This window comes from Stenotrophomonas sp. HITSZ_GD (assembly GCF_029543105.1).
Taxonomy (GTDB): domain Bacteria; phylum Pseudomonadota; class Gammaproteobacteria; order Xanthomonadales; family Xanthomonadaceae; genus Stenotrophomonas_A.
Map to the genome: position 1 here is coordinate 281,107 of NZ_JARQXB010000002.1, position 19,280 is coordinate 300,386.

Sequence of the window (19,280 nt, forward strand, 5' to 3'; positions counted from 1 at the left end):
GTTGCATTTTTCAGCGCCGCCGGCGACGCCGCCACAGCGCACGCAGCCCCCAGACGGCACCGCCGAGCAGCAGCAGCGCGGCGCTCGCCAGCACGGCCATGCGCACCGCCACGCCATGCTGGAACACCACCTCCTCGCCCTGCCCGTCCAGCGCGTAGGCGATGACGTAGTCGCCCATCGGGCCGAGCCCTTCGCGGCCACCGGCGGCGATCACCACGTACTGGCGCCCCGCCACCGCGTACACCGACGGCGTGGCCTGCCCACCGGCCGGCAGCTTGGCATCCCACAGCGTCTTGCCGGTGGCGGTATCCAGCGCGCGCAGCCGCGCATCGCCCGAGCCGCCGATGAAGGTAACGCCGCCCGCGGTGGCGGTCGCGCCGCCGAGAATCGGCAGGCCCGCTTCCAGCGGCAGCCACGGCAGCGTTTCCTCCAGCGTGCCCAGCGGGCGCTCCCAGGCGACCTGGCGCGTGCGCAGGTCCACGGCCACCATCCGGCCCCACGGCGGCGCCACGCACGGCGTGCCCTTGGCCGACTTCAGCACGCCACGGCGCATGCCGTAGGCGGTGCCGTCCATGCTGTTGAATTCCTGGCCGGGGTAATGCGCGCTGTCGTCCCAGTCGAACTGTTCGCGCGGGATCAACGCCACCTGCATCGGCAGGTCGGTCACCGGCAGGATCGCCAGCTGGCGCTGCGGGTCGATGGCGATGCCGCCCCAGTTCACGCCACCGGCCCAGCCCGGCAGCGCGATCGTGCCGCGCACGCTCGGCGGGGTGAAGATGCCTTCCGAACGCAGCTGGGCGATTTGCGCTTCGCAATCGCGGCGCTCCCCCGGCGTCGGGCCCCAGGCGTCGGCGGGCGTCACCGGCGTCATGCGCGACAGGCGCAGCGCGGGCTCGGGCATCGGCTGCGTGGGCGAGGCATGTTCGCCGGGCACGTCGGAGGCCGGCACCGGCACTTCGCTGATCGGGAATACCGGGGCGCCGGTGCGGCGGTCGAAGGCGAACAGGAAGCCGGTCTTGGTCGCCTGCAACACCGCCTCGCGCGGGCCTTGCGCGGTCTGCACGGTGGCCAGTGCCGGCTGCGAGGCCAGGTCGTAATCCCACAGGTCGTGGTGCACCAGTTGCTGCGCCCAGACGCGACGGCCGGTATGCAGGTCGAGCGCGACCAGCGAGTTGGCATCGCGGTTGTCGCCGGTGCGCTCGCCGCCGAAGTAATCCGGGCTGGCGGAACCGGTCGGCACGTAGACCAGGCCCAGCGCGGGGTCCACCGACAACGGCGCCCAGGCGTTCGCCGCGCCCACGGTGGCCGCCTGCGCCGGCACCCAGCCCTGCGCGGCGGCCTGCGCCGGATCGCGTGGCACCGGGTCCCAGCGCCACAGCTCGCGGCCGTCGCGCACGTCGTAGCCGCGCACCACGCCCTGCTCCAACGCGCTGGCGCGGTTGTCGCCGATGGAGCTGCCCACCACCATCACGCCTTCGGCGATGACCGGCGGCGAGGTCACCGCGTAGTTCTGCCAGCGCGCGTCGGGGGCCGAGCGGATCGCCACGCCCTGGCGCAGGTCGATCTGGCCGGCGCTGCCGAACTGCGCGCACGGCTTGCCGTCGGCCGCGTCCACCGCGATGAGCCGCGCGTCCAGCGTGCCGTAGACGATGCGTTCGCGGCACGGCGCGCCGGGCGCGGCCCGCGGATCGCGCCAGAAGCTCACGCCGCGCGAGGCCGGATCGCTGTAGGCACGGTCGCGCGCGACCTTCGCATCGTGCGACCACAGCTCGCGCCCGCTCGCCGCGTCCAGCGCAAAAGCGATGCCGGTGCCGGTATTGAGGTACATGCGTCCGCCAATCACCAGCGGGTTGGCCTCGAAGCGGCGGCGCTCGGGGTCCGGCAGGCCGGCGCCGAGTTCGCCGGTGCGGAACGACCAGGCGATGCGCAGCCGGTGCACGTTGTCCGCGGTGATCTGCGTGAGCGGCGAATACTGCCCGCCGCCGGGCGCGCCGGCGTAGTGCGCCCAGTCGCCCTGCGTGCCCGGGTTGGCCGCGCCCGTGGCCGCCGCCAGGGCCAATACGACGAGGGCGCCGCGTGCGCCGGTCCGATGCCAGTCCATATCCCGCTCCATGTCCGATAGGCCACGCAGTGTGGCGGCCGGCCGTGCGGGGTCGGGGCGCGATGTGACGAAACGCGGTCCCTGGGGGACGAACCGCGGGGCCGCCGGGGCCGATGCAGCGCCCGGAACCACCTCGCCGCCTTCACCCGCGCCCCGCATACTGCGCCCGTGCCGACCCTCTTCCCTTCCGCCGTCTGGATCGCCCTCGCCGTCACGCTCGCCGCCGGCCTGGCCACCGGGCTCGGCAGCCTGATGGTGATCTTCTCCCGCCGGCCGGACCCGCGCCTGCTGGCCTTCGGGCTGGCCTTCGCCGGGGGCGCGATGGTCTACGTCTCGCTGACCGAGATCCTCGGCAAATCCATCGCCTCGTTCTCGGAAAGCTATGGCCCGCAGTGGGGGTTCGCCGCCGGCACCGCCGCCTTCCTCGGCGGCATGGGGCTGATCGTGCTGATCGACCATTTCGTGCCCAACCCGCACGACGGCCTGAGCGTGGACGACCCGGCCTTCCACGACGACAACCGCGCCTACATCAAGCGCGTGGGCCTGCTCACCGCCGTGGCGATCACCGCGCACAACTTCCCCGAGGGCCTGGCGACCTTCTTCGCCACGCTCGACAACCCCTCGGTCGGCATGCCGCTGGCCCTGGCCATCGCGATCCACAACATCCCCGAAGGCATCGCCATCGCCGTGCCGGTGTACTTCGCCACCCATCGCAAGGACTACGCCTTCATCGCCAGCCTGGTCTCGGGGCTGGCCGAGCCCCTGGGCGCGCTGATCGGCTACCTGCTGTTGTCCCGCTTCCTCAGCCCGGCGGTGTTCGGCGCGGTGTTCGGGGTGATCGCCGGCATCATGGTGTTCCTGGCGCTGGACGAACTGCTGCCGGCCGCCAAGCGCTACGCCAAGGGCCACGAGACCGTGTACGGCCTGGTCGGCGGCATGGCGACGCTGGCCATCAGCCTGGTGCTGTTCAAGTGGTGAGCGGGTGGCTCAGCCGAGGCGCTCGAGCACCTCGGCCAGCTCCGGGGCGAGCGGCGCGTTGAGCACGTAAGGCGTCTGCCCGCCATCGAGCGCGAACTCCAGCGAGGCGGCATGCAGGAACAGCCGGCGCAGGCCCACTTGGTCACGCAGGCGCTTGTTCACCGCCTCCTCGCCGTACTTGTCGTCGCCGGCCACCGGGTGCCCCAGGTGCTGGGCGTGCACGCGGATCTGGTGGGTACGCCCGGTCTCGATGCGCACCTCGCAATAAGAATGCCCGCCGCGCCGTTCGAGCACGCGGAAATGGCTCAGCGAGGGCTTGCCCTCCGGCCGCACCTGCACGTGGCGCTCGCCGCCTTGGCGCAGGCCCACGTGCAGCGGCGCATCCACCGTCATCACCCCGTCCGGCAGGCGGCCGACCAGCAACGTGAGGTAGCGCTTGGCGATGCCACGGCCCTCCTCGCTGTCGCCTTCGCGCATGAGCGCCTGCAGCTCGGTGAGCGCCGAGCGCTTCTTGGCGACGATGAGCAGGCCGGAGGTGTCGCGGTCCAGGCGGTGCACGAGCTCCAGCGTCTGGCCCGGGCGCAGCGCGCGCAGGGTCTCGATGGCGCCGAAACTGATGCCGCTGCCGCCGTGGCTGGCCACCCCGGAGGGCTTGTTGAGCGCCAGCAGGCGGGCGTCCTCGAACACGATGGCCGCCTCCAGCCGCGCCATGTACGCCGCGGGCGGCATGGCCTTCTCGCCTTCCTCGGCCACGCGCAGCGGCGGCACGCGCACCTCGTCGCCGGCCTCCAGCTTGCGCTCGGCCTTGGCGCGGCCCCCGTTCACGCGGACCTGGCCGCTGCGCACCAGCTTGTAGACAAGGCTGCGCGGCGCGCCCTTGAGCTGGCCGAGCAGGAAGTTGTCCAGCCGCTGGCCGGCGCGATCTTCCGACACCGTGAGATTGCGGGCCTGGGCCCGCTCGGCGGGCGCGGCCGGCGCCTCGCCCGCGGCGGCCACCGGGGGGGCGGCCTTCTCCGGACGATGCGCAGCGCCCGGCGCGGGACGCGCCGCCACGCCGGGGCGACGGACTTCATCCGGGCCGCGCCCCGGGCGCGAGGCAGCCGGCGCCGGGCGCTGGCCAGCGCGTGCCTCGCGTTCGACCGCCGGCTTGGCGGCGGCCTTGGCCGCCTGTACCGCACGCAGGGTGCGCGCGGGCTTCTGGCCGGCGGGGCGGGCGGGCTTGCGGCCGGGCCGCGGGGGTTGGGGGTCGGTCATTCCGGCTGTTTATTCTGTTACACTCGGCGGGCGAGATAAGGGTTTGATTTCGTTGGAAGTCGCAGGGCCGAAAGCCCGGCTTTAGACGATTCCGGCACAGTGCGCGGCCACCGCCCCCGGGGCGGCCATGTTAGCGGCTCGCCGGCCTGCCCCGCCATCGCCGGGTACCTCGGGTACCCGCGCTGAACATGCCCCGTGCGACGCCCCAGCCCGCTGGACGCGGCCGCCGGTTCCATAGCAACTAGAACGTAAAAACAAAGAGCGCTCCCGCGGCCTGCCGTGGTGTCGTAGCGCTGGAAAGCCCAGCCGGCCCCGTCCGCGCATCGCGCGAGGGATCGGCGAACCGATCCAGAGGCGAAACGCCATGGCGTTCCGCGCGGTAGCAGCGCGCGAGGAACGCAACAATGAAGCGAATGCTGATCAACGCCACGCAGGCGGAAGAACTGCGCGTGGCGATCGTGGACGGCCAGACCCTGTACGACATTGACATCGAACAGCCGTCCAAGGAACAGAAGAAGTCCAACATCTACAAGGGCCGCATCACCCGGCTCGAGCCGTCGCTGGAAGCGGCCTTCGTCGACTACGGCGCCGAACGCCACGGCTTCCTGCCGCTGAAGGAAATCTCCCGCGATTACTTCCAGGCCGGCGTGGACCACCACAAGGCCGGCATCCGCGAACTGCTGCGCGAAGGCCAGGAGATCGTGGTGCAGGTGGACAAGGAGGAGCGCGGCAACAAGGGCGCGGCCCTGACCACGTTCATCTCGCTGGCCGGCCGCTACATGGTGCTGATGCCCAACTCCCCCTCGGCCGGCGGCGTTTCGCGCCGCATCGAGGGCGAGGACCGCGCCGCGCTGAAAGACGCGCTGGACAAGCTCAACATCCCCGACGACATGGGCGTGATCATCCGCACCGCCGGCGTGGGCCGCGACGCGGAAGAGCTGCAGTGGGACCTGGACTACCTGCTGCAGACCTGGAAGGCCATCGCCGAGGCGGCGCTGACCAAGCCCGGCCCGTTCCTGATCTACCAGGAATCGCGGCTGATCATCCGCGCCCTGCGCGACTACCTGCGCGCGGACATCGGCGAAATCCTGGTCGATACCGACGAGCTGTACGCCGACGCGCGCGAGTTCATGCAGCAGGTGATGCCGCAGAGCCTGCGCAAGCTCAAGCACTACAAGGACGACATCCCGCTGTTCAACCGCTTCCAGATCGAATCGCAGATCGAGAACGCGTATGAACGCAACGTCCGCCTGCCCTCCGGCGGCTCGATCGTGGTCGACCAGACCGAAGCGCTGACCGCCATCGACGTGAACTCCTCGCGCGCCACCAAGGGCAGCGACATCGAGGAGACCGCGTTCCAGACCAACCTGGAAGCGGCCGAGGAAGTGGCCCGCCAGCTGCGCCTGCGCGACCTGGGCGGCCTGGTGGTGATCGACTTCATCGACATGTCCTCCTCCAAGCACCAGCGCGAGGTCGAGAACCGCCTGCAGAACGCGCTCAAGTACGACCGCGCGCGCGTGCAGCTCGGCCGCATCTCGCGCTTCGGCTTGATGGAGATGAGCCGCCAGCGCCTGCGCCCGAGCCTGGGCGAATCCAGCCAGATCGTGTGCCCGCGTTGCGACGGCCATGGCCGCATGCGCAGCGTGGAGTCCCTGTCGCTGTCGATCATCCGCGTCGCCGAAGAGCACGCGATGAAGGAGAACACCGGGCAGGTGCTGGTGCAGGCCCCGGTGGAGATCGCCAACTTCCTGCTCAACGAGAAGCGCTCGGCGCTGCGCGAGATCGAAACGCGCCACGACGCGCCGATCATCATCGTCGCCGACGAGCAGCTGCACACCCCGCACTACGAAGTCACCCGCCTGCGCGAGAACGAACTGGGCGAGGAAAGCGGCAAGCCGAGCTACCAGCGTGGCACCCCGCGCAAGCTGCCGGTGCACGCGCTGACCAAGGCGCAACTCAACATCCCGGCCGCGCCGGCGGTGACCTCGATCAAGCCGAGCCAGCCGGCCCCGGTACGCGACGAGCCGGTGGAGCCGGTGCCCGCGCCCGCCCCGGTGGCGGCGCCGGCCGCGCCGGCCGCCACGGGCGTGGTCGGCTGGCTGAAGCGCATCTTCGGCACCGGTGAACCGGCGCCCGCCCCCGCGCCGGCCCAGCGTCCGCGCCAGGCCCAGGGCGGCGAAGGCAACCGCAACGGCGGCAACCGCAACGAGCGCGGCGACCGCAACGCGCGGCGCGATGGCCGCGGCGGCAACCAGAACCGTGGCAACAAGGAGGCGCGCCGCGAGGAACGTCGCCAGGACGAGCGGCGCCAGGGCGGCAACGGCCAGCCGGCGCAAGCCGGCCAGCAGAAGCCGCAGCAGTCCCCGCAGCCGCCGCAGGGCCAGAAGCAGAAGCAGCCCAAGCAGCCGCAGCAGAACGCCGGGCAGAACGCCAATGCGCAGCCGCAGGCGCCCAAGCAGCCCGCGCAGCCGCAAGCGCCGCGCGCCCCGCAGCAGGAGAAGCAGAAGGCCGCACCGCGCGTGGAAGACGTCGCGACCGCCGCCGCGGTGATCCCGGCGGTGGCCGCCGCCGCGCCGGTCACCGCGCCCGCGCCGGTCGCCGCCGAGCCGGCGGTGCTCGCGCCCAAGCCGATCGACACCGCGCCGCTGGCCGAAACCCCGGCGCTGGACACGGCCGACGAAGCGCTCGCCGAGGGCGCGCCGCAGGAAGCCGCGGGCCAGGGCGATGATGCCTCCGGCGAAGGCGGCAGCCGTCGTCGTCGTGGCCGCCGCGGTGGCCGTCGTCGTCGTCGTGGCGGCGCCGGTGCCGGCGAGAACGCCGAAGCCGGTGCGCACGACGCAGGCGAAGGCGACGAGCAGGATGCGGACAGCGAGCTCGATGCCGACCTGACCGAAGGCGCCGAGCCGGTGGAAGCCAGCCGCCAGCCGGAGTTCGAGTTCGACGACGAAGTCGCGCCCGCGCCCGCCGCCAAGCCGCGCCCGCAGGCCAGTGCCCCGGTGGCCCCGGTGGCGGTGGCCGCCGTCGCCGCGCCGGCCGTCGTGGCCGACAAACCGCAGGCTCCGGTCGAGCCGGTTGCCCCGTCCGCCGAGCCGGCCGAGACCAGTGCGGTCGATACCGCGGTGCGGACGCCGGTCGAAGCGCCGGTGCCGGTGATCGATTCGCCGAAGGTCGAGGCACCGAAGGCCGCGGCGCCGAAGGTCGAGGCCGCGAGCGTTGAGGCGCCGAAGGTCGAGGTGCTGCCGCCCGTGGAGACCACGCCGGCCGACACCGCGCCGGTCACCATGCAGGCCGCGCAGACCCCGGACGAACCCAAGCCCTACATGCCGGTGCAGACCACCCTGCTCGATGTGCTGGCCCCGGCGGAAGCCGAGCCGGTGCGCGAGCCGGCCCCGGCCGTGGAAGCGGCACCGGCCGTGGAACGGGAGCCCGAGCCCGTCACCCCCACGCCGCAGGCCGAGCCGGCCGCGACGCCGGTGGTGGAACCGGCACCGGCCACGCCGGTCGAAGGCTCTACCGACGCCGCCGCGCAGGCCGCCACGGCCGAAGCCGCGACCGAAGCCAGGGATACGTCTTCGGCACCCGAGTCGGCGTCCGAAGCGGTCCGCGAGGACGTAGAGAAGGCGCACGATCAGCCGCGTCCGCCGATCGTCTGAGTCCATCGCTCGTAAAGCAAAGCGGCCTTCGGGCCGCTTTCTTTTTGCGTCCTGTGCCGCTGCCTCGCGCGCGGCCCGAACCCTTCAGACCGTGCGCGTGGGGTCCAGCAACCCGTATTGGTTGGCCAGCCGCGCGAGCGCGATGCTGTCCTGGATGCCGATCTTCTCGAACAAGCGCGCCTTGTGCGTGTTGATGGTCTTGGCGCTCAGGCTCAGCCGCTTGGCGATATCTTCCTGGCGCAGGCCCTGCGTGAGCAGCAGCGCCACCTCCAGCTCGCGTGGCGACAACAGGTCGAACGGCGAGGCACCGCCTTCCAGGTTCGACAGCGCCATGTTCTGCGCGATGCTCGTGCCCAGATAGCGCCGGCCCAGCGCCACTTCGCGCACCGCGCGCAGCAACTCGTGCGCGTCTCCGCCCTTGCCGACATAGCCGGACGCACCGGCTTCGAGCAGGCGCTTGGGCAAGGGCCCGTCCTCCAGCACCGATACGATGATCACGCGCGTGCCGTGATCGCCCTTGACGATGCGCTCGGTGATCTCCAGCCCGCTGACACCCGGCAGGTGCAGATCGCACAGCACGATGTCGGGGTGCAACTGCCGGATGAGCGGCAGCGCGGCTTCGCCGCTGTCGGCCTCGCCCACGACCTCGATGTCCACTTCCTTGGACAAGATCATCTTCATGCCGGTTCGCACCAGCGCATGGTCGTCGACCAGAAAAACCTTGATGGTCATCCCTGCGTCATTCCCGCTGTAAGCCAACAATTCAGCCTAGACCGCCCGATTGGGCGGGGCAAGCTGAAACCAGTTTGGTGCATGGCCGGGCCGTGGGGAAGCCATCCACTGCGGCGGACCCTTGAACCGGAACGCCCGCCACATCTCCATGTTTCCATGTCCTGCGGGCTGGCGCGCTCAGGGATAGCCCGGTAGGGGGATCGGACTAGGCCGCGCTGGCGCTCAGGCCGGTGTCGGGTCGTGCAGCGGACGCAGCTGCGGGTCCAGTGCCACCCGCTCGTCGAACACGAAGCAATGGCCGTCGTAGCCCTCGCCGCCCACCGCCTCGAAGTAGCCCAGGATGCCGCCCTCCAGCTGCAGCACGTTGTCCATGCCGTCGGCCTGCATCCACAGCGCGGCCTTCTCGCAGCGGATGCCGCCGGTGCAGAAGCTCACCACGGTGGCATCGGCCAGCGCTGGGCGGTGCGGCGCCAGGGCCCCGGGCAGTTCTGTGAAACGGGTGATCGGCAGGGTCAGCGCGCCGGCAAAGGTGCCATGGGCCACCTCCTGCTGGTTGCGCGTATCGAGCAGCACCACGCGCCTGCCCCGGTCGTCGTGGCCCTGGCGCAGCCAGCGCCGCAGGGTCTCGGGGGCCACGGCCGGCGCGCGTTCGCCGGCCAGCGGCGAGGCGTCGTCGCGGCGGAAGCTGATGATCTCGGCCTTGCGCTTCACCTTCAGCCGGGCGAAGGGCATCGCCTCGCTGTGGCTGTACTTCACGTGCAGCGGCTGCAGGCGCGAATCGCCGCGCAGCCAGGCATAGAACGCCTCGATGTCCGGCGCCTGCCCGGCAAGGAACAGGTTGATGCCCTCCCCGGCCACCAGCACGCTGCCCTTGAGGGCGAGCGCCTCGGCGCGTTCGCGCACGGCCTCGGCCAGCGCGTCCGGGTCGGCGATCTCGACGAAATGGTAGGCGGCGGTATTGACGATCATCGCGCCATTCTACCCGGTGGGCGCCGCCCGTCCGGTTCAGCGCGACAGCAGCAGGAACGGCAGCAGCACCAGCGCGGCGACGGCGAGCATGCCCAGCAGGGTCACCAGCACGAACAGCGGCCGGGTGCGCAACAGCGTGGCGAAGGTCTCGCCGCTGCCGTCGGCCAGTTCGGCGGCGCGGCGCGCCCGCGCGGTCTCGCCGCGACGCTGTTGGTAGGCGTCGAGCAGCGGCTTCACCCGCGCGTGATCGTCGCGCTCGCGCAGCCAGATGCCGCCGGCGGAAATGCCCCAGATGCTGGGGCGGGTCTCGTAGTAGTCGACCTTCGCTTCGTCGAGCAGCGCGCGGACTTCATCGGCCTCGTCGTCGGGCACGTTGCGCAGGTTGAGGAGCAGCTTGGCCATGCGCCGATGATACCCGGCCGGGCGATGCGATAATCGCGGTTTTCCCGCGACGTGCCGCCATGTCCCCGCTGCGTACCTGCCTGTTGTTCCTGCTTGCCCTCGCCCCGGCCGCCTGCGCGCCGCCGGGCCCGCCGCCCGGCGGCCGCATCGCCGCCTTCCAGGCCATCGATACGCAGCCGGGCCACGGCCAGCTCGCGCAAGCCGGCGATCAGGTGACCGTGCATTACACCGGCTGGCTGTACGACGAGCGCAAGGCCGACAAGCATGGCCCGAAGTTCGACAGCTCGCGCGACCGCGACCAGGCGTTCACCTTCCCGCTCGGCGACGGCCAGGTCATCCGTGGCTGGGACGAAGGCGTGGCCGGCATGCGCGAAGGCGGCAAGCGCACGCTGATGATCCCGCCCGATTACGGCTACGGCGCGCGCGGCGCCGGCAGCGTGATTCCGCCGGGCGCCTCGCTGGTGTTCGAGGTCGAGCTGCTGCAGGTGCAGCCGCAGTGAGTTCGCCGCGCCTGGCCATCGTCGGCGGCGGTCCGGCGGGCCTGATGGCCGCCGAGGTCGCCTGCCGCGCCGGCGTGGCGGTGGACGTGTACGAGGCGAAGGGGTCGGTCGGGCGCAAGTTCCTGATCGCCGGCAAGGGCGGGCTCAACCTCACCCACTCCGATCCGTTCGAGGTGTTCGTTTCGCGCTATCGCGAGCGCGCCGACGCGGTGGCCGGCTGGCTGCGCGATTTCGATGCCGACGCACTGCGCGGCTGGGCGCGCGCGCAAGGCGTGGAGACCTACGTCGGCACCTCTGGCCGCGTGTTCCCGCTCGACCGCAAGGCCGCGCCGCTGCTGCGGGGGTGGGTACGCCGCCTGAAGGAAGACGGCGTGCGCTTCCACGTGCAGCATCGTTGGCAAGGCTGGGACGCGGACGGCGCGCTGCGCTTCGCCACGCCCGACGGGGAGGTTCGCGCGCAGGCCGACGCCACCGCGCTGGCGATGGGCGGCGGCAGCTGGCCGGAGTTGGGCTCGGACGGCGCCTGGGTAGCGCCGCTGGCCGCGCGCGGCGTGGACATCGCGCCGCTGCAGCCGGCCAACTGCGGCTTCGACATCGCCTGGACGCCCTACTTCGCCGAGCGCCACGCCGGCGCGCCGCTCAAGCCCGTGGTTGCGCACTGGACCGACGCGCAAGGCCACGCGCATGCGCTGCAAGGCGAATGCGTGGCCAGCGCGCATGGCATCGAAGGCAGCCTGGTCTACGCGTTGGCGGCCGACCTGCGCGAGGTCATCGCACGCGACGGCGCGGCCACGCTCTACCTGGACCTGGTGCCCGGCCGCGACGAGGCGCGGCTGCGCGCCGACCTCGCGCGCGCCCGCAATGGCCGCAGCCTCAGCGAACACCTGCGCCGGCAGGCCGGCGTGAGCGGCGTGAAGGCGGCGCTGCTGCACGAGGTGCTCGACAAGCCCGCCCTGGGCGACGCCGCGGTGCTCGCCGCCACGCTCAAGCGCCTGCCGCTGCGCCTGCTGCGCCCGCGCCCGATCGCCGAGGCCATCAGCAGCGCCGGCGGCGTGCGCCTGGAAGCGCTCGATGCCTCGCTGATGCTGCGCGAGCTGCCCGGCGTGTTCTGCGCCGGCGAGATGCTCGACTGGGAAGCGCCCACCGGCGGCTACCTGCTCACCGCCTGCTTCGCCAGCGGCCTGCGCGCCGGGCGCGGCGCGGTGGACTGGCTGCGCGCCGCCGCCTGAGCGGCGCGCGCCTTCAGCGCGACTTGCTCTCGCGCAGCGCCTTCACCCGCGCCGGCGGCTGGAACGAATCGGCGCGCGCATCGGCCCAGAAATCCTTGAACACCGCGTGGTCGGGCGCGTGCCGCAGCAGCTCGCCCGGTTCCAGGTAACGGTACAGCGAGGCCAGCGAGCGAATCTCCACCGCCGACACGCGGCGCAGGATGTGCTCCGGGCCCAGCTGCGCGGGATCGTTGAGACCGGCGGCGGCCAGCAACTCGCGTAGCGCGCGCAACGTGTTCTCGTGGTAGTGGTGTACGCGGGTGGCCTTGTCGGCCAGGTCCAGGTGTTTCCAGCGCCGCGGGTCCTGCGTGGCCACGCCGGTCGGGCAGCGGTCGGTATGGCAGCTCAGCGACTGGATGCAGCCCAGCGCGAACATGTAGCCGCGCCCGGCGTTGCACCAGTCCGCGCCCATCGCGATGGTCTTGGCGATGTCGAAGGCGCTGGTGATCTTGCCTGCCGCGCCGAGCTTGATGCGCTCGCGCAGGTCCAGCCCCACCAGCGTGTTGTGCACCAGCCGCAGCGCCTCGTGCATCGGCACGCCGACATGGTCGACGAACTCGGCCGGCGCCGCGCCGGTGCCGCCCTCGGCGCCGTCCACGACGATGAAGTCCGGCAGCACGCCGGTTTCCTGCATCGCCTTGGCGATGCCGAACCACTCCCACGGATGGCCCAGCGCGAGCTTGAAACCGGTGGGCTTGCCGCCGGACAACTCGCGCAGCCGGGCGACGAACTGCAGCAGCTCGATCGGCGTGGCGAAGGCCGAGTGCGCCGCCGGCGAAACGCAATCCATGCCCATCGGCACCCCGCGCGTGGCGGCGATCTCGGCGCTGACCTTGGCCGCCGGCAGCACGCCGCCATGGCCCGGCTTGGCGCCTTGCGAGAGCTTCACCTCGATCATCTTCACCTGCGGGTCGGCCGCGTTGGCGGCGAAGCGCTCGGGGTCGAACCGCCCGGCCTCATCGCGGCAGCCGAAGTAGCCCGAGCCGATTTCCCACACCAGGTCGCCCCCGCACTCGCGGTGGTAGGGCGAGATCGAGCCCTCGCCGGTGTCGTGGTAGAAGTGCCCGCGGCGCGCGCCCTCGTTCAGTGCGCGAATCGCGTTGGCCGACAACGCGCCGAAGCTCATCGCCGAGATGTTGAACACGCTGGCCGAATACGGCTGCCGGCTTTGCGCGCCGATCAGCACGCGAAAATCGTGCGAGTCGATCTTCGCCGGCGCGACCGAATGGTTGATCCATTCGTAATCCACGCGGTACGTGCTGTGCAGCGTGCCGAACGGCACCACGTCCATCTGGTTCTTGGCGCGCTGGTAGACCAGGGCGCGCTGCTGGCGCGAGAACGGCACCTCGTCCAGGTCGCTTTGCACGAAGTACTGGCGGATTTCCGGCCCGATGGATTCCAGGCCGAAGCGGAAGTGCGCGAGCACCGGGTAATTGCGCCGCAGCGTGCTGCGCGTCTGCAGCATGTCCCACAGGCCGATGACGCACAGCAGCCCGAAGATCACCACGCCCCAATCCCACGCGATCCAGTAGCGCGCCAGCGCCACGGACAGCACCAGCATCAACAGGCAGAATGCGAAAGCCAGGTAGCGGTACATCGATGCCTCTCTTGGAAGTCTGGCCGCGGGCCGGGCACTACAGCCGGTCGGTGACCGCCTCGCGGGGCCAGGCCGACTTGACGTCGTACACCACCGCGCCGGGGCGGCCGAGCGCGGCCACGTCCTGCGCACTGTAGCCGCGGTACTGCGCATGCGCGACCGCCAGCACGACGGCGTCGTACTGCCCAGCCTGGGGCGCGGCGCACAGCGCTACGCCGGCATGCGCCAGCGCCTCGCGCGGATCGGCCCACGGATCGCAGGCATCGACCTTCGCGCCCAGCGCCTGCAGCCCGCGCACCAGCTCCAGCGCGCGGCTGTTGCGCAGGTCCGGGCAGTTCTCCTTGAAGGTCACGCCCAGCACCAGCACGCGCGCGTCGGCGATCGGCCGGCCCTGCGCGCCCAGCAGCGCGGCCACGCGCGAGGACACGTGCTGCTCGACGCGGTTGTTGACCTGCCGCGCGGTGTGGATGAGATCCGGGTGGTAGCCCACGCTCTCGGACTTGTGCAGCAGGTAGTAAGGGTCCACGCCGATGCAGTGGCCGCCCACCAGCCCCGGGCGGAACGGCAGGAAATTCCACTTGGTGCCGGCCGCTTCGAGCACGTCGAGGGTGTCGATGCCGAGGCGGTCGAAGATCAGCGCCAGTTCGTTGACCAGTGCGATGTTGACGTCGCGTTGGATGTTCTCCACCACCTTGGCGGCCTCGGCCACGCGGATCGACGGCGCGCGCCAGGTGCCGGCGGTGATGATGGAACGGTACAGCGCATCCACCACCTCGGCCGCCTCGGGCGTGGAGCCGGACGTGACCTTGCGGATATCGGCCAGGCGCCGCTGGCGGTCGCCGGGATTGATCCGCTCCGGGCTGTAACCGCAGTGGAAATCCACGTTGAAGCGCAGGCCCGAGCCGGCCTCCAGCAGCGGCACGCAGACTTCCTCCGTGGTGCCGGGGTAGACGGTGGATTCGTAGATCACCAGGTCGCCCGGCTTGAGCGCGGCGGCGATCAGCGCGGTGGCCGAGCGCAGCGGCCCCAGGTCGGGTTGCTCGGCCTCGTCGATGGGCGTGGGCACGGTGACGATGAACACCTGGGCGGCGGCCAGGTCGGCCGGGTCGGCGCTGTAGCGCAGCTGCCGGGCCTGCGCCAGTTCGCCGGCTTCCACTTCCAGCGTGGTGTCCTCGCCCGCGCGCAGGCGCGCGATGCGCTGCGCATCGATGTCAAAGCCCAGGATGTCGCGGTGGCCGCCGAGCGCGACCGCCAACGGCAGGCCGACATATCCCAGGCCGATGATGGCGATGCGCGCGGTGGCGGGATCAGGCAGTGCGGCTGCGGGCATGCAATTCCTTCGTGGGACAGGCGCCCTGCGCAGGCATGGCGCGCGGCCGGCAGCATAACCCAGCGCCCGTGATTCACAAGCCGCGCGCGATCAGGCACCCTATCGTCGCCGGCGATGACCGGCGTACCGCACCGCGCCCGAGTGGTGAAACGGGTAGACACAAGGGACTTGGACAATTTGAGCCTTCGGGGGGAAACGCCCGAAGTGGCACCCGTCAAAGTCGGCGAACGCCCTGGACGCCTTGCGTCCGCGCCAACGCCGAGCCAAGCCCGGCCCAGGCCGGGAAGGTGTAGAGAGCAGACGGCGGGCACCTACGGCCGCAGGGCTACGGTGAAGGCGTGCTCCAGACCACGAACGGCGCCCCGCGTGCCGGCGGCGAAAGCCGAAGTGGGAAGAAAATCCCTCGCCGAAAGGCATGCCGGTTCGAGTCCGGCCTCGGGCACCAAACCAGAGTGGGGAGGCTTCATCGCCCCCTGCTTTACACCCAAACCCGCGAACCTGCGGGTTTTATGTCGTGGGGTCCCGACGGATCCCCCGATTGCGGCCTAGCGCTGAGCCATCCTGGCGCGTAACCAGCGCAGGCTGAGCGCCACTGCCAGGATGGCCGAGCTCACCCCCAGAGCCAGCGTGATCGCCACGGCGATGACATCCGGCGACGTACCCCGCCGATTGCACCCGCCGGCAATGCAGAGGCTAGCCGCGATGGCCAGAAGGGCTGCCGGGATACTCAACAGACCCAAGATGCCTGAAGCCATCGCCATGCCCTCGGTCCAACTGCGCCGGCGGCCGCCAAGGATAATCGCCAGCACATGCACCGCCGACAGCGAGATCAGGATGGGAAGGAACCACTGCATTCGATGTGCCCTCCGTGAGCGTGTGCGGCCAACCGGTCGCATGGGACAGGCAAGCCTCGCATAGGGTGCAAGCCCGTCCGGGACATGAAATCACGACGATTACTCGGCCACTTCGCCCCGTCTTCTACTGGCCCGACGCTCCAGACCGGACGACGACCTTGCCCAGTTCAATTGGCCTCTCGTAGCGCTCGTTGCCTCTAATCTCGTAGACAGCAGGCCCGAAGGTTAGTGTGCCGGAGCAGACTATGCCCAACGTGATCCGATGATTGCCCGTCTCGACGACCACGGTAGTCGTGAATCTGCCCCCTACTTCCTGGACATATGCGCCACCTCCGTCCTGGAATGAGGTCTTCATCTGACATCCGTCAACCTCGCGCCCACTTTCATCCACGATTAGTCCACTGACACGGAATGCAGACTCCCCGAACGCAGAGCAGGCGGTCCCTAGACCGGCGCACGCAAGAACGGCCATGAACGGCGCCGCATCGCGCACGTTGTCCCGCCACCCGATACGCACCGCCGCTCCCATTCTTTCTGCCACGCCACGTGTCCCTCTGGCTGGATCGCCCTTCCCACCCGCGGAATTCCCTCCCGGACGATCCTACCGCACGGCCACTCCCAAACGGGAACGGCGCGGCGCGGTCCGCGCTCACAGGATCGCCTTCAATCCCTTGTCGGCAATCACGTTGAGCAGTTTCAGCGCTGGGCCGGCCGGCCGCGTCTCGCCCTGCTCCCACTTGCGCACCGTCGAAGCCGTGGTATGCAAGTGATGCGCGAACACCGGCTGGCTGAAACGCAGCCCTTCGCGCAGCCGCTTGATGTCGGCGGCGCTGAAGTCGCGCACCGGTGGCGGACACACCGCCCCGAACTCACGCATGGTGACCTTGTCGATCGCCCCGGCTTCATACAGCGCCGCCAGGTCGCCCCGCAGCGATTGCGTCATCGTGCTCATCTTCCACCTCGGTTGAAATGCCTTTGCTCGACCGCGGGCGCCCGCCCACGATCCGTTCCAGGACGAATGGCCCGGCCCCGCGGCCTGCCCTCCCCCTTGTCTTGTGCCTTGCCATGCGCGTCATCCGCGATCGGGTACAGTCGGCCCTACGGATCTCCGGCACGTGCGCAGGGAAGCCAGGCCCCGACCCTCGGGGCCCGCGCGCCGCACCCCCTCGCGTCCCGTCCTGCCTTTGCCGGACAGCCTCGCGCGGGGAATGGACGCGCCCCCTTTCACTGCCACACCGGGTATCCCATGGACTCATCGCAAGTGACGTCGCTGGTCAACGCCATGTCCGCCCTTTCCGCCCGCCTGGATGCGGTGACCTGGGTCACCGGCGCGCTGCTCGAAGCGCACCCGGATCCGGCCGCCGTGCTGGAGGCCTGGAACCGGCGCATGCCCGACGCGAGCGACAGCGGCTTCGAAATTCCCGAGGCGGCCGCCGCCTACCGGCAAAAATTCCAGCAGGAACTGTCCGAGTGGTCCGAGACGCTGGCATCCATTGCCCGCCAGCGCGCGCATTCGCCCCGTTGAGCGTCTGATGGCCACGGCTCAGATCGCCTTGGAGAAGCCGCCAGCCGCGCGCGGCTGGCGCAGGTAGCGGTCGAAGCACATCGCGATCAGGCGCAACAGCGGGCGGCCGCGCTCGGTCGCGCGCACGCGACCCGCGTCGGCCTCCACCAAGCCGTCGGCGCGCAAGGTGTCCAGGGCACGCAGCTCTTCGGCGAAGTACTGCGCGAAGTCGATGCCATGGCGCGCGCCGACCTCGCGCGTGTCCACCTCGCCCTGGCACATCAGCGCCTGGATCAGCTCGCCGCGGATCACGTCGTCGCGCGACATCGCCAGCCCGCGCCAGACCGGCACGCGGCCTTGGTCGATGGCCGCTTCCCAAGCCGGCAGTTCGCGCGGGTTCTGCGCATACGCGCCGCCGACGCGGCTGATCGCGCTCACGCCCAGGCCGAGCAGGTCGGTGGCCGCGTGCGTGGTGTAGCCCATGAAGTTGCGGTGCAGGCCGCCCTCGCGTTGCGCGCGCGCCAGTTCGTCGTCCGGCAGGGCGAAGTGGTCCATGCCGATGTACTGATAGCCGGCGGCGGTGAGCCGCTCCACGGCCAGGCCGAGCAGTGCCAGCCGGTTCTCGGCATCGGGCAGGTCCGCATCGTGGATGCGGCGCTGTGCGCGGAACATCGAGGGCAGGTGTGCGTAGCCGTAGATGGCGAAGCGGTTCGGGCGGGCTTCGAGCACGCGGTCGAGCGTGTCGCCGAAGCCGGCCAGCGTCTGCTTCGGCAGCCCGTAGACCAGGTCCACGTTGACCGAGCGCAGCCCATGCGTGCGGCACGCCGCGATCAACGCCAGCGTTTCGCGCGCATTCTGTACTCGGTTGATGGCCTTCTGCACGCGCGGATCGAAGTCCTGCACGCCGAGGCTGGCGCGCGTGAAGCCCAGTTGTGCCAGATCGCCCAGTTCGGCGGGCGCAAGCGTGCGCGGGTCCAGCTCGATGGAGAAATCGCGCGAGGCCTCGGTGCTGAAATGGAAGTGGTGCCGCAGGCCGCGCAACAGCTCGCCGATGAGGTCGGGACTGAGGAAGTTCGGCGTTCCGCCACCGAAATGCAGCTGCACGACTTCGCGCTTGCCGGCCATCAGCGGCGCGATCAGGCTGGCCTCGCGCAGCACGCGCGCCACATACGCCACGCCGCGGCTGCGATCGCGGGTGATGACGCGGTTGCAGCCGCAGTAGAAGCACGGGCTGCTGCAGAACGGCACGTGGATGTACAACGACAGCGGGCCGGCCGGCGCCTGTTCGATCGCTTCGCGCAATTGCGGCCAGCCGAAGCCGTCATGGAACTGCGGCGCGGTGGGATAGGACGTGTAGCGCGGGCCGGGGCGGTCGTAGCGACGCAGCAACTCCGCATCGAAGTGCCAGCGGGGAATGACGTGGGCTTGGGCGGTCGTCTGCATGGCGTGCAGCATCGCCGGTTATACCCGTGCCGTCCTTGATCAGGATCAAATGCCCGCTGCGGGTGGATCGCGCACCCCTGAAACGACAAAACCCGCCGCGGGCGGGTTCTGTATGGAGGCCTGGGTCGGAATTGAACCGGCGTACGCGGATTTGCAGTCCGCTGCATAACCACTCTGCCACCAGGCCGGTGGGTTGCCAGTCTAGCCGAAAAAGCCCGGCGGGTGACTGATAACACAAGGCCCCGCAAGCGGGGCCTTGTCTGAAACTGGAGCGGGAAACGAGACTCGAACTCGCGACCTCAACCTTGGCAAGGTTGCGCTCTACCAACTGAGCTATTCCCGCGTGAGCTGCGCATTGTACAGGGTCTTCACGTGCGTGCCAACCCTTCGTTGCATCGCTTCTTCCATCGGCAGCGCCGGCGGCGAACGCGATTTGGAGGCCTGGACGGGAGTCGAACCCATCTCTACGGATTTGCAATCCGGTGCATAACCGATCTGCCACCAGGCCCCGCATTTCCTGTTCCCGGCGGCATCGCTGCGGCCTGGAATGACAAGGCCCCGCGAACGGGGCCTGGTCCGAAACTGGAGCGGGAAACGAGACTCGAACTCGCGACCTCAACCTTGGCAAGGTTGCGCTCTACCAACTGAGCTATTCCCGCTTGGGAGGCGAAATTCTACAGCGAACCGACCATGTG

The 19,280-nt window shown here is 70.5% G+C and carries 15 protein-coding genes and 4 tRNA genes; 5 read left to right on the forward strand and 14 right to left on the reverse strand.

The window, feature by feature from the left end:
* Nucleotides 1–10: 10 nt before the first annotated feature.
* Nucleotides 11–2,101, reverse strand: a complete 2,091-nt coding sequence (locus P6166_RS03125) for a pyrroloquinoline quinone-dependent dehydrogenase (RefSeq protein WP_277763073.1) — start codon at nt 2,099–2,101, stop codon at nt 11–13.
* Between the two features lie 168 nt (nt 2,102–2,269).
* Here P6166_RS03125 and zupT point away from each other — a divergent pair, with 168 nt between their 5' ends.
* The gene (gene zupT, locus P6166_RS03130) at nt 2,270–3,079 is read left to right on the forward strand and encodes a zinc transporter ZupT (protein ID WP_277763074.1); all 810 of its coding nucleotides are present in this window, start codon (nt 2,270–2,272) and stop codon (nt 3,077–3,079) included.
* A 9-nt stretch (nt 3,080–3,088) separates the two neighbouring features.
* Here zupT and P6166_RS03135 read toward each other — a convergent pair whose 3' ends face one another.
* The gene (locus P6166_RS03135; protein WP_277763141.1) at nt 3,089–4,012 is read right to left on the reverse strand and encodes an RluA family pseudouridine synthase; all 924 of its coding nucleotides are present in this window, start codon (nt 4,010–4,012) and stop codon (nt 3,089–3,091) included.
* 734 nt (nt 4,013–4,746) lie between these two features.
* Here P6166_RS03135 and P6166_RS03140 point away from each other — a divergent pair.
* Nucleotides 4,747–7,986, forward strand: a complete 3,240-nt coding sequence (locus P6166_RS03140; RefSeq protein WP_277763142.1) for an Rne/Rng family ribonuclease — start codon at nt 4,747–4,749, stop codon at nt 7,984–7,986.
* 84 nt (nt 7,987–8,070) lie between these two features.
* On the opposite strand, the gene P6166_RS03145 is transcribed toward P6166_RS03140, so the two are convergent.
* From P6166_RS03145 to P6166_RS03155, 3 genes are all read right to left on the reverse strand, one after another.
* Complete coding sequence (locus P6166_RS03145) at nt 8,071–8,718, reverse strand: response regulator (RefSeq protein ID WP_277763075.1); 648 nt, start codon at nt 8,716–8,718, stop codon at nt 8,071–8,073.
* A 222-nt stretch (nt 8,719–8,940) separates the two neighbouring features.
* Nucleotides 8,941–9,687: a sulfurtransferase gene (locus P6166_RS03150; protein WP_277763076.1), complete on the reverse strand. Its 747-nt coding sequence runs from the start codon at nt 9,685–9,687 to the stop codon at nt 8,941–8,943.
* 36 nt (nt 9,688–9,723) lie between these two features.
* Entirely contained in the window at nt 9,724–10,089 is a 366-nt protein-coding gene (locus P6166_RS03155) for a DUF6164 family protein (protein ID WP_277763077.1), read from the reverse strand.
* A gap of 59 nt (nt 10,090–10,148) precedes the next feature.
* On the opposite strand from P6166_RS03155, the gene P6166_RS03160 reads away from it, so the two are divergent.
* Together P6166_RS03160 and P6166_RS03165 are read left to right on the forward strand one after the other, a co-directional pair.
* Nucleotides 10,149–10,589 (forward strand): FKBP-type peptidyl-prolyl cis-trans isomerase, encoded by a 441-nt coding sequence (locus P6166_RS03160; protein ID WP_277763078.1) that lies wholly within the window; start codon nt 10,149–10,151, stop codon nt 10,587–10,589.
* Entirely contained in the window at nt 10,586–11,818 is a 1,233-nt protein-coding gene (locus P6166_RS03165; protein WP_277763079.1) for a TIGR03862 family flavoprotein, read from the forward strand. Before P6166_RS03160 ends, P6166_RS03165 begins: the two co-directional genes overlap by 4 nt.
* 13 nt (nt 11,819–11,831) lie before the next feature.
* Here P6166_RS03165 and P6166_RS03170 read toward each other — a convergent pair whose 3' ends face one another.
* The 4 genes from P6166_RS03170 to P6166_RS03185 form a co-directional block, all read right to left on the reverse strand.
* Complete coding sequence (locus P6166_RS03170) at nt 11,832–13,454, reverse strand: FMN-binding glutamate synthase family protein (protein ID WP_277763080.1); 1,623 nt, start codon at nt 13,452–13,454, stop codon at nt 11,832–11,834.
* A gap of 37 nt (nt 13,455–13,491) precedes the next feature.
* On the reverse strand, nt 13,492–14,784 hold the full coding sequence (locus tag P6166_RS03175) for a nucleotide sugar dehydrogenase (protein ID WP_277763081.1): 1,293 nt from the start codon (nt 14,782–14,784) through the stop codon (nt 13,492–13,494).
* Nucleotides 14,785–15,329: 545 nt separating this feature from the next.
* On the reverse strand, nt 15,330–15,638 hold the full coding sequence (locus tag P6166_RS03180) for a hypothetical protein (protein WP_277763082.1): 309 nt from the start codon (nt 15,636–15,638) through the stop codon (nt 15,330–15,332).
* Between the two features lie 649 nt (nt 15,639–16,287).
* On the reverse strand, nt 16,288–16,590 hold the full coding sequence (locus tag P6166_RS03185; RefSeq protein ID WP_277763083.1) for a DNA-binding transcriptional regulator: 303 nt from the start codon (nt 16,588–16,590) through the stop codon (nt 16,288–16,290).
* Nucleotides 16,591–16,920: 330 nt separating this feature from the next.
* Between P6166_RS03185 and P6166_RS03190 the strand changes: the two genes are divergently transcribed.
* On the forward strand, nt 16,921–17,163 hold the full coding sequence (locus tag P6166_RS03190) for a hypothetical protein (RefSeq protein ID WP_277763084.1): 243 nt from the start codon (nt 16,921–16,923) through the stop codon (nt 17,161–17,163).
* Between the two features lie 18 nt (nt 17,164–17,181).
* On the opposite strand, the gene hemN is transcribed toward P6166_RS03190, so the two are convergent.
* The 5 genes from hemN to P6166_RS03215 all read right to left on the reverse strand — a co-directional run bounded on the left by hemN (nt 17,182) and on the right by P6166_RS03215 (nt 19,244).
* On the reverse strand, nt 17,182–18,585 hold the full coding sequence (gene hemN / locus P6166_RS03195; protein WP_277763085.1) for an oxygen-independent coproporphyrinogen III oxidase: 1,404 nt from the start codon (nt 18,583–18,585) through the stop codon (nt 17,182–17,184).
* Between the two features lie 113 nt (nt 18,586–18,698).
* Nucleotides 18,699–18,772 (reverse strand) — tRNA-Cys (locus P6166_RS03200).
* A gap of 80 nt (nt 18,773–18,852) precedes the next feature.
* Nucleotides 18,853–18,928, reverse strand: a tRNA-Gly gene (locus tag P6166_RS03205).
* A 91-nt stretch (nt 18,929–19,019) separates the two neighbouring features.
* Nucleotides 19,020–19,093 (reverse strand) — tRNA-Cys (locus tag P6166_RS03210).
* 75 nt (nt 19,094–19,168) lie between these two features.
* Nucleotides 19,169–19,244, reverse strand: a tRNA-Gly gene (locus P6166_RS03215).
* Nucleotides 19,245–19,280: the final 36 nt, after the last annotated feature.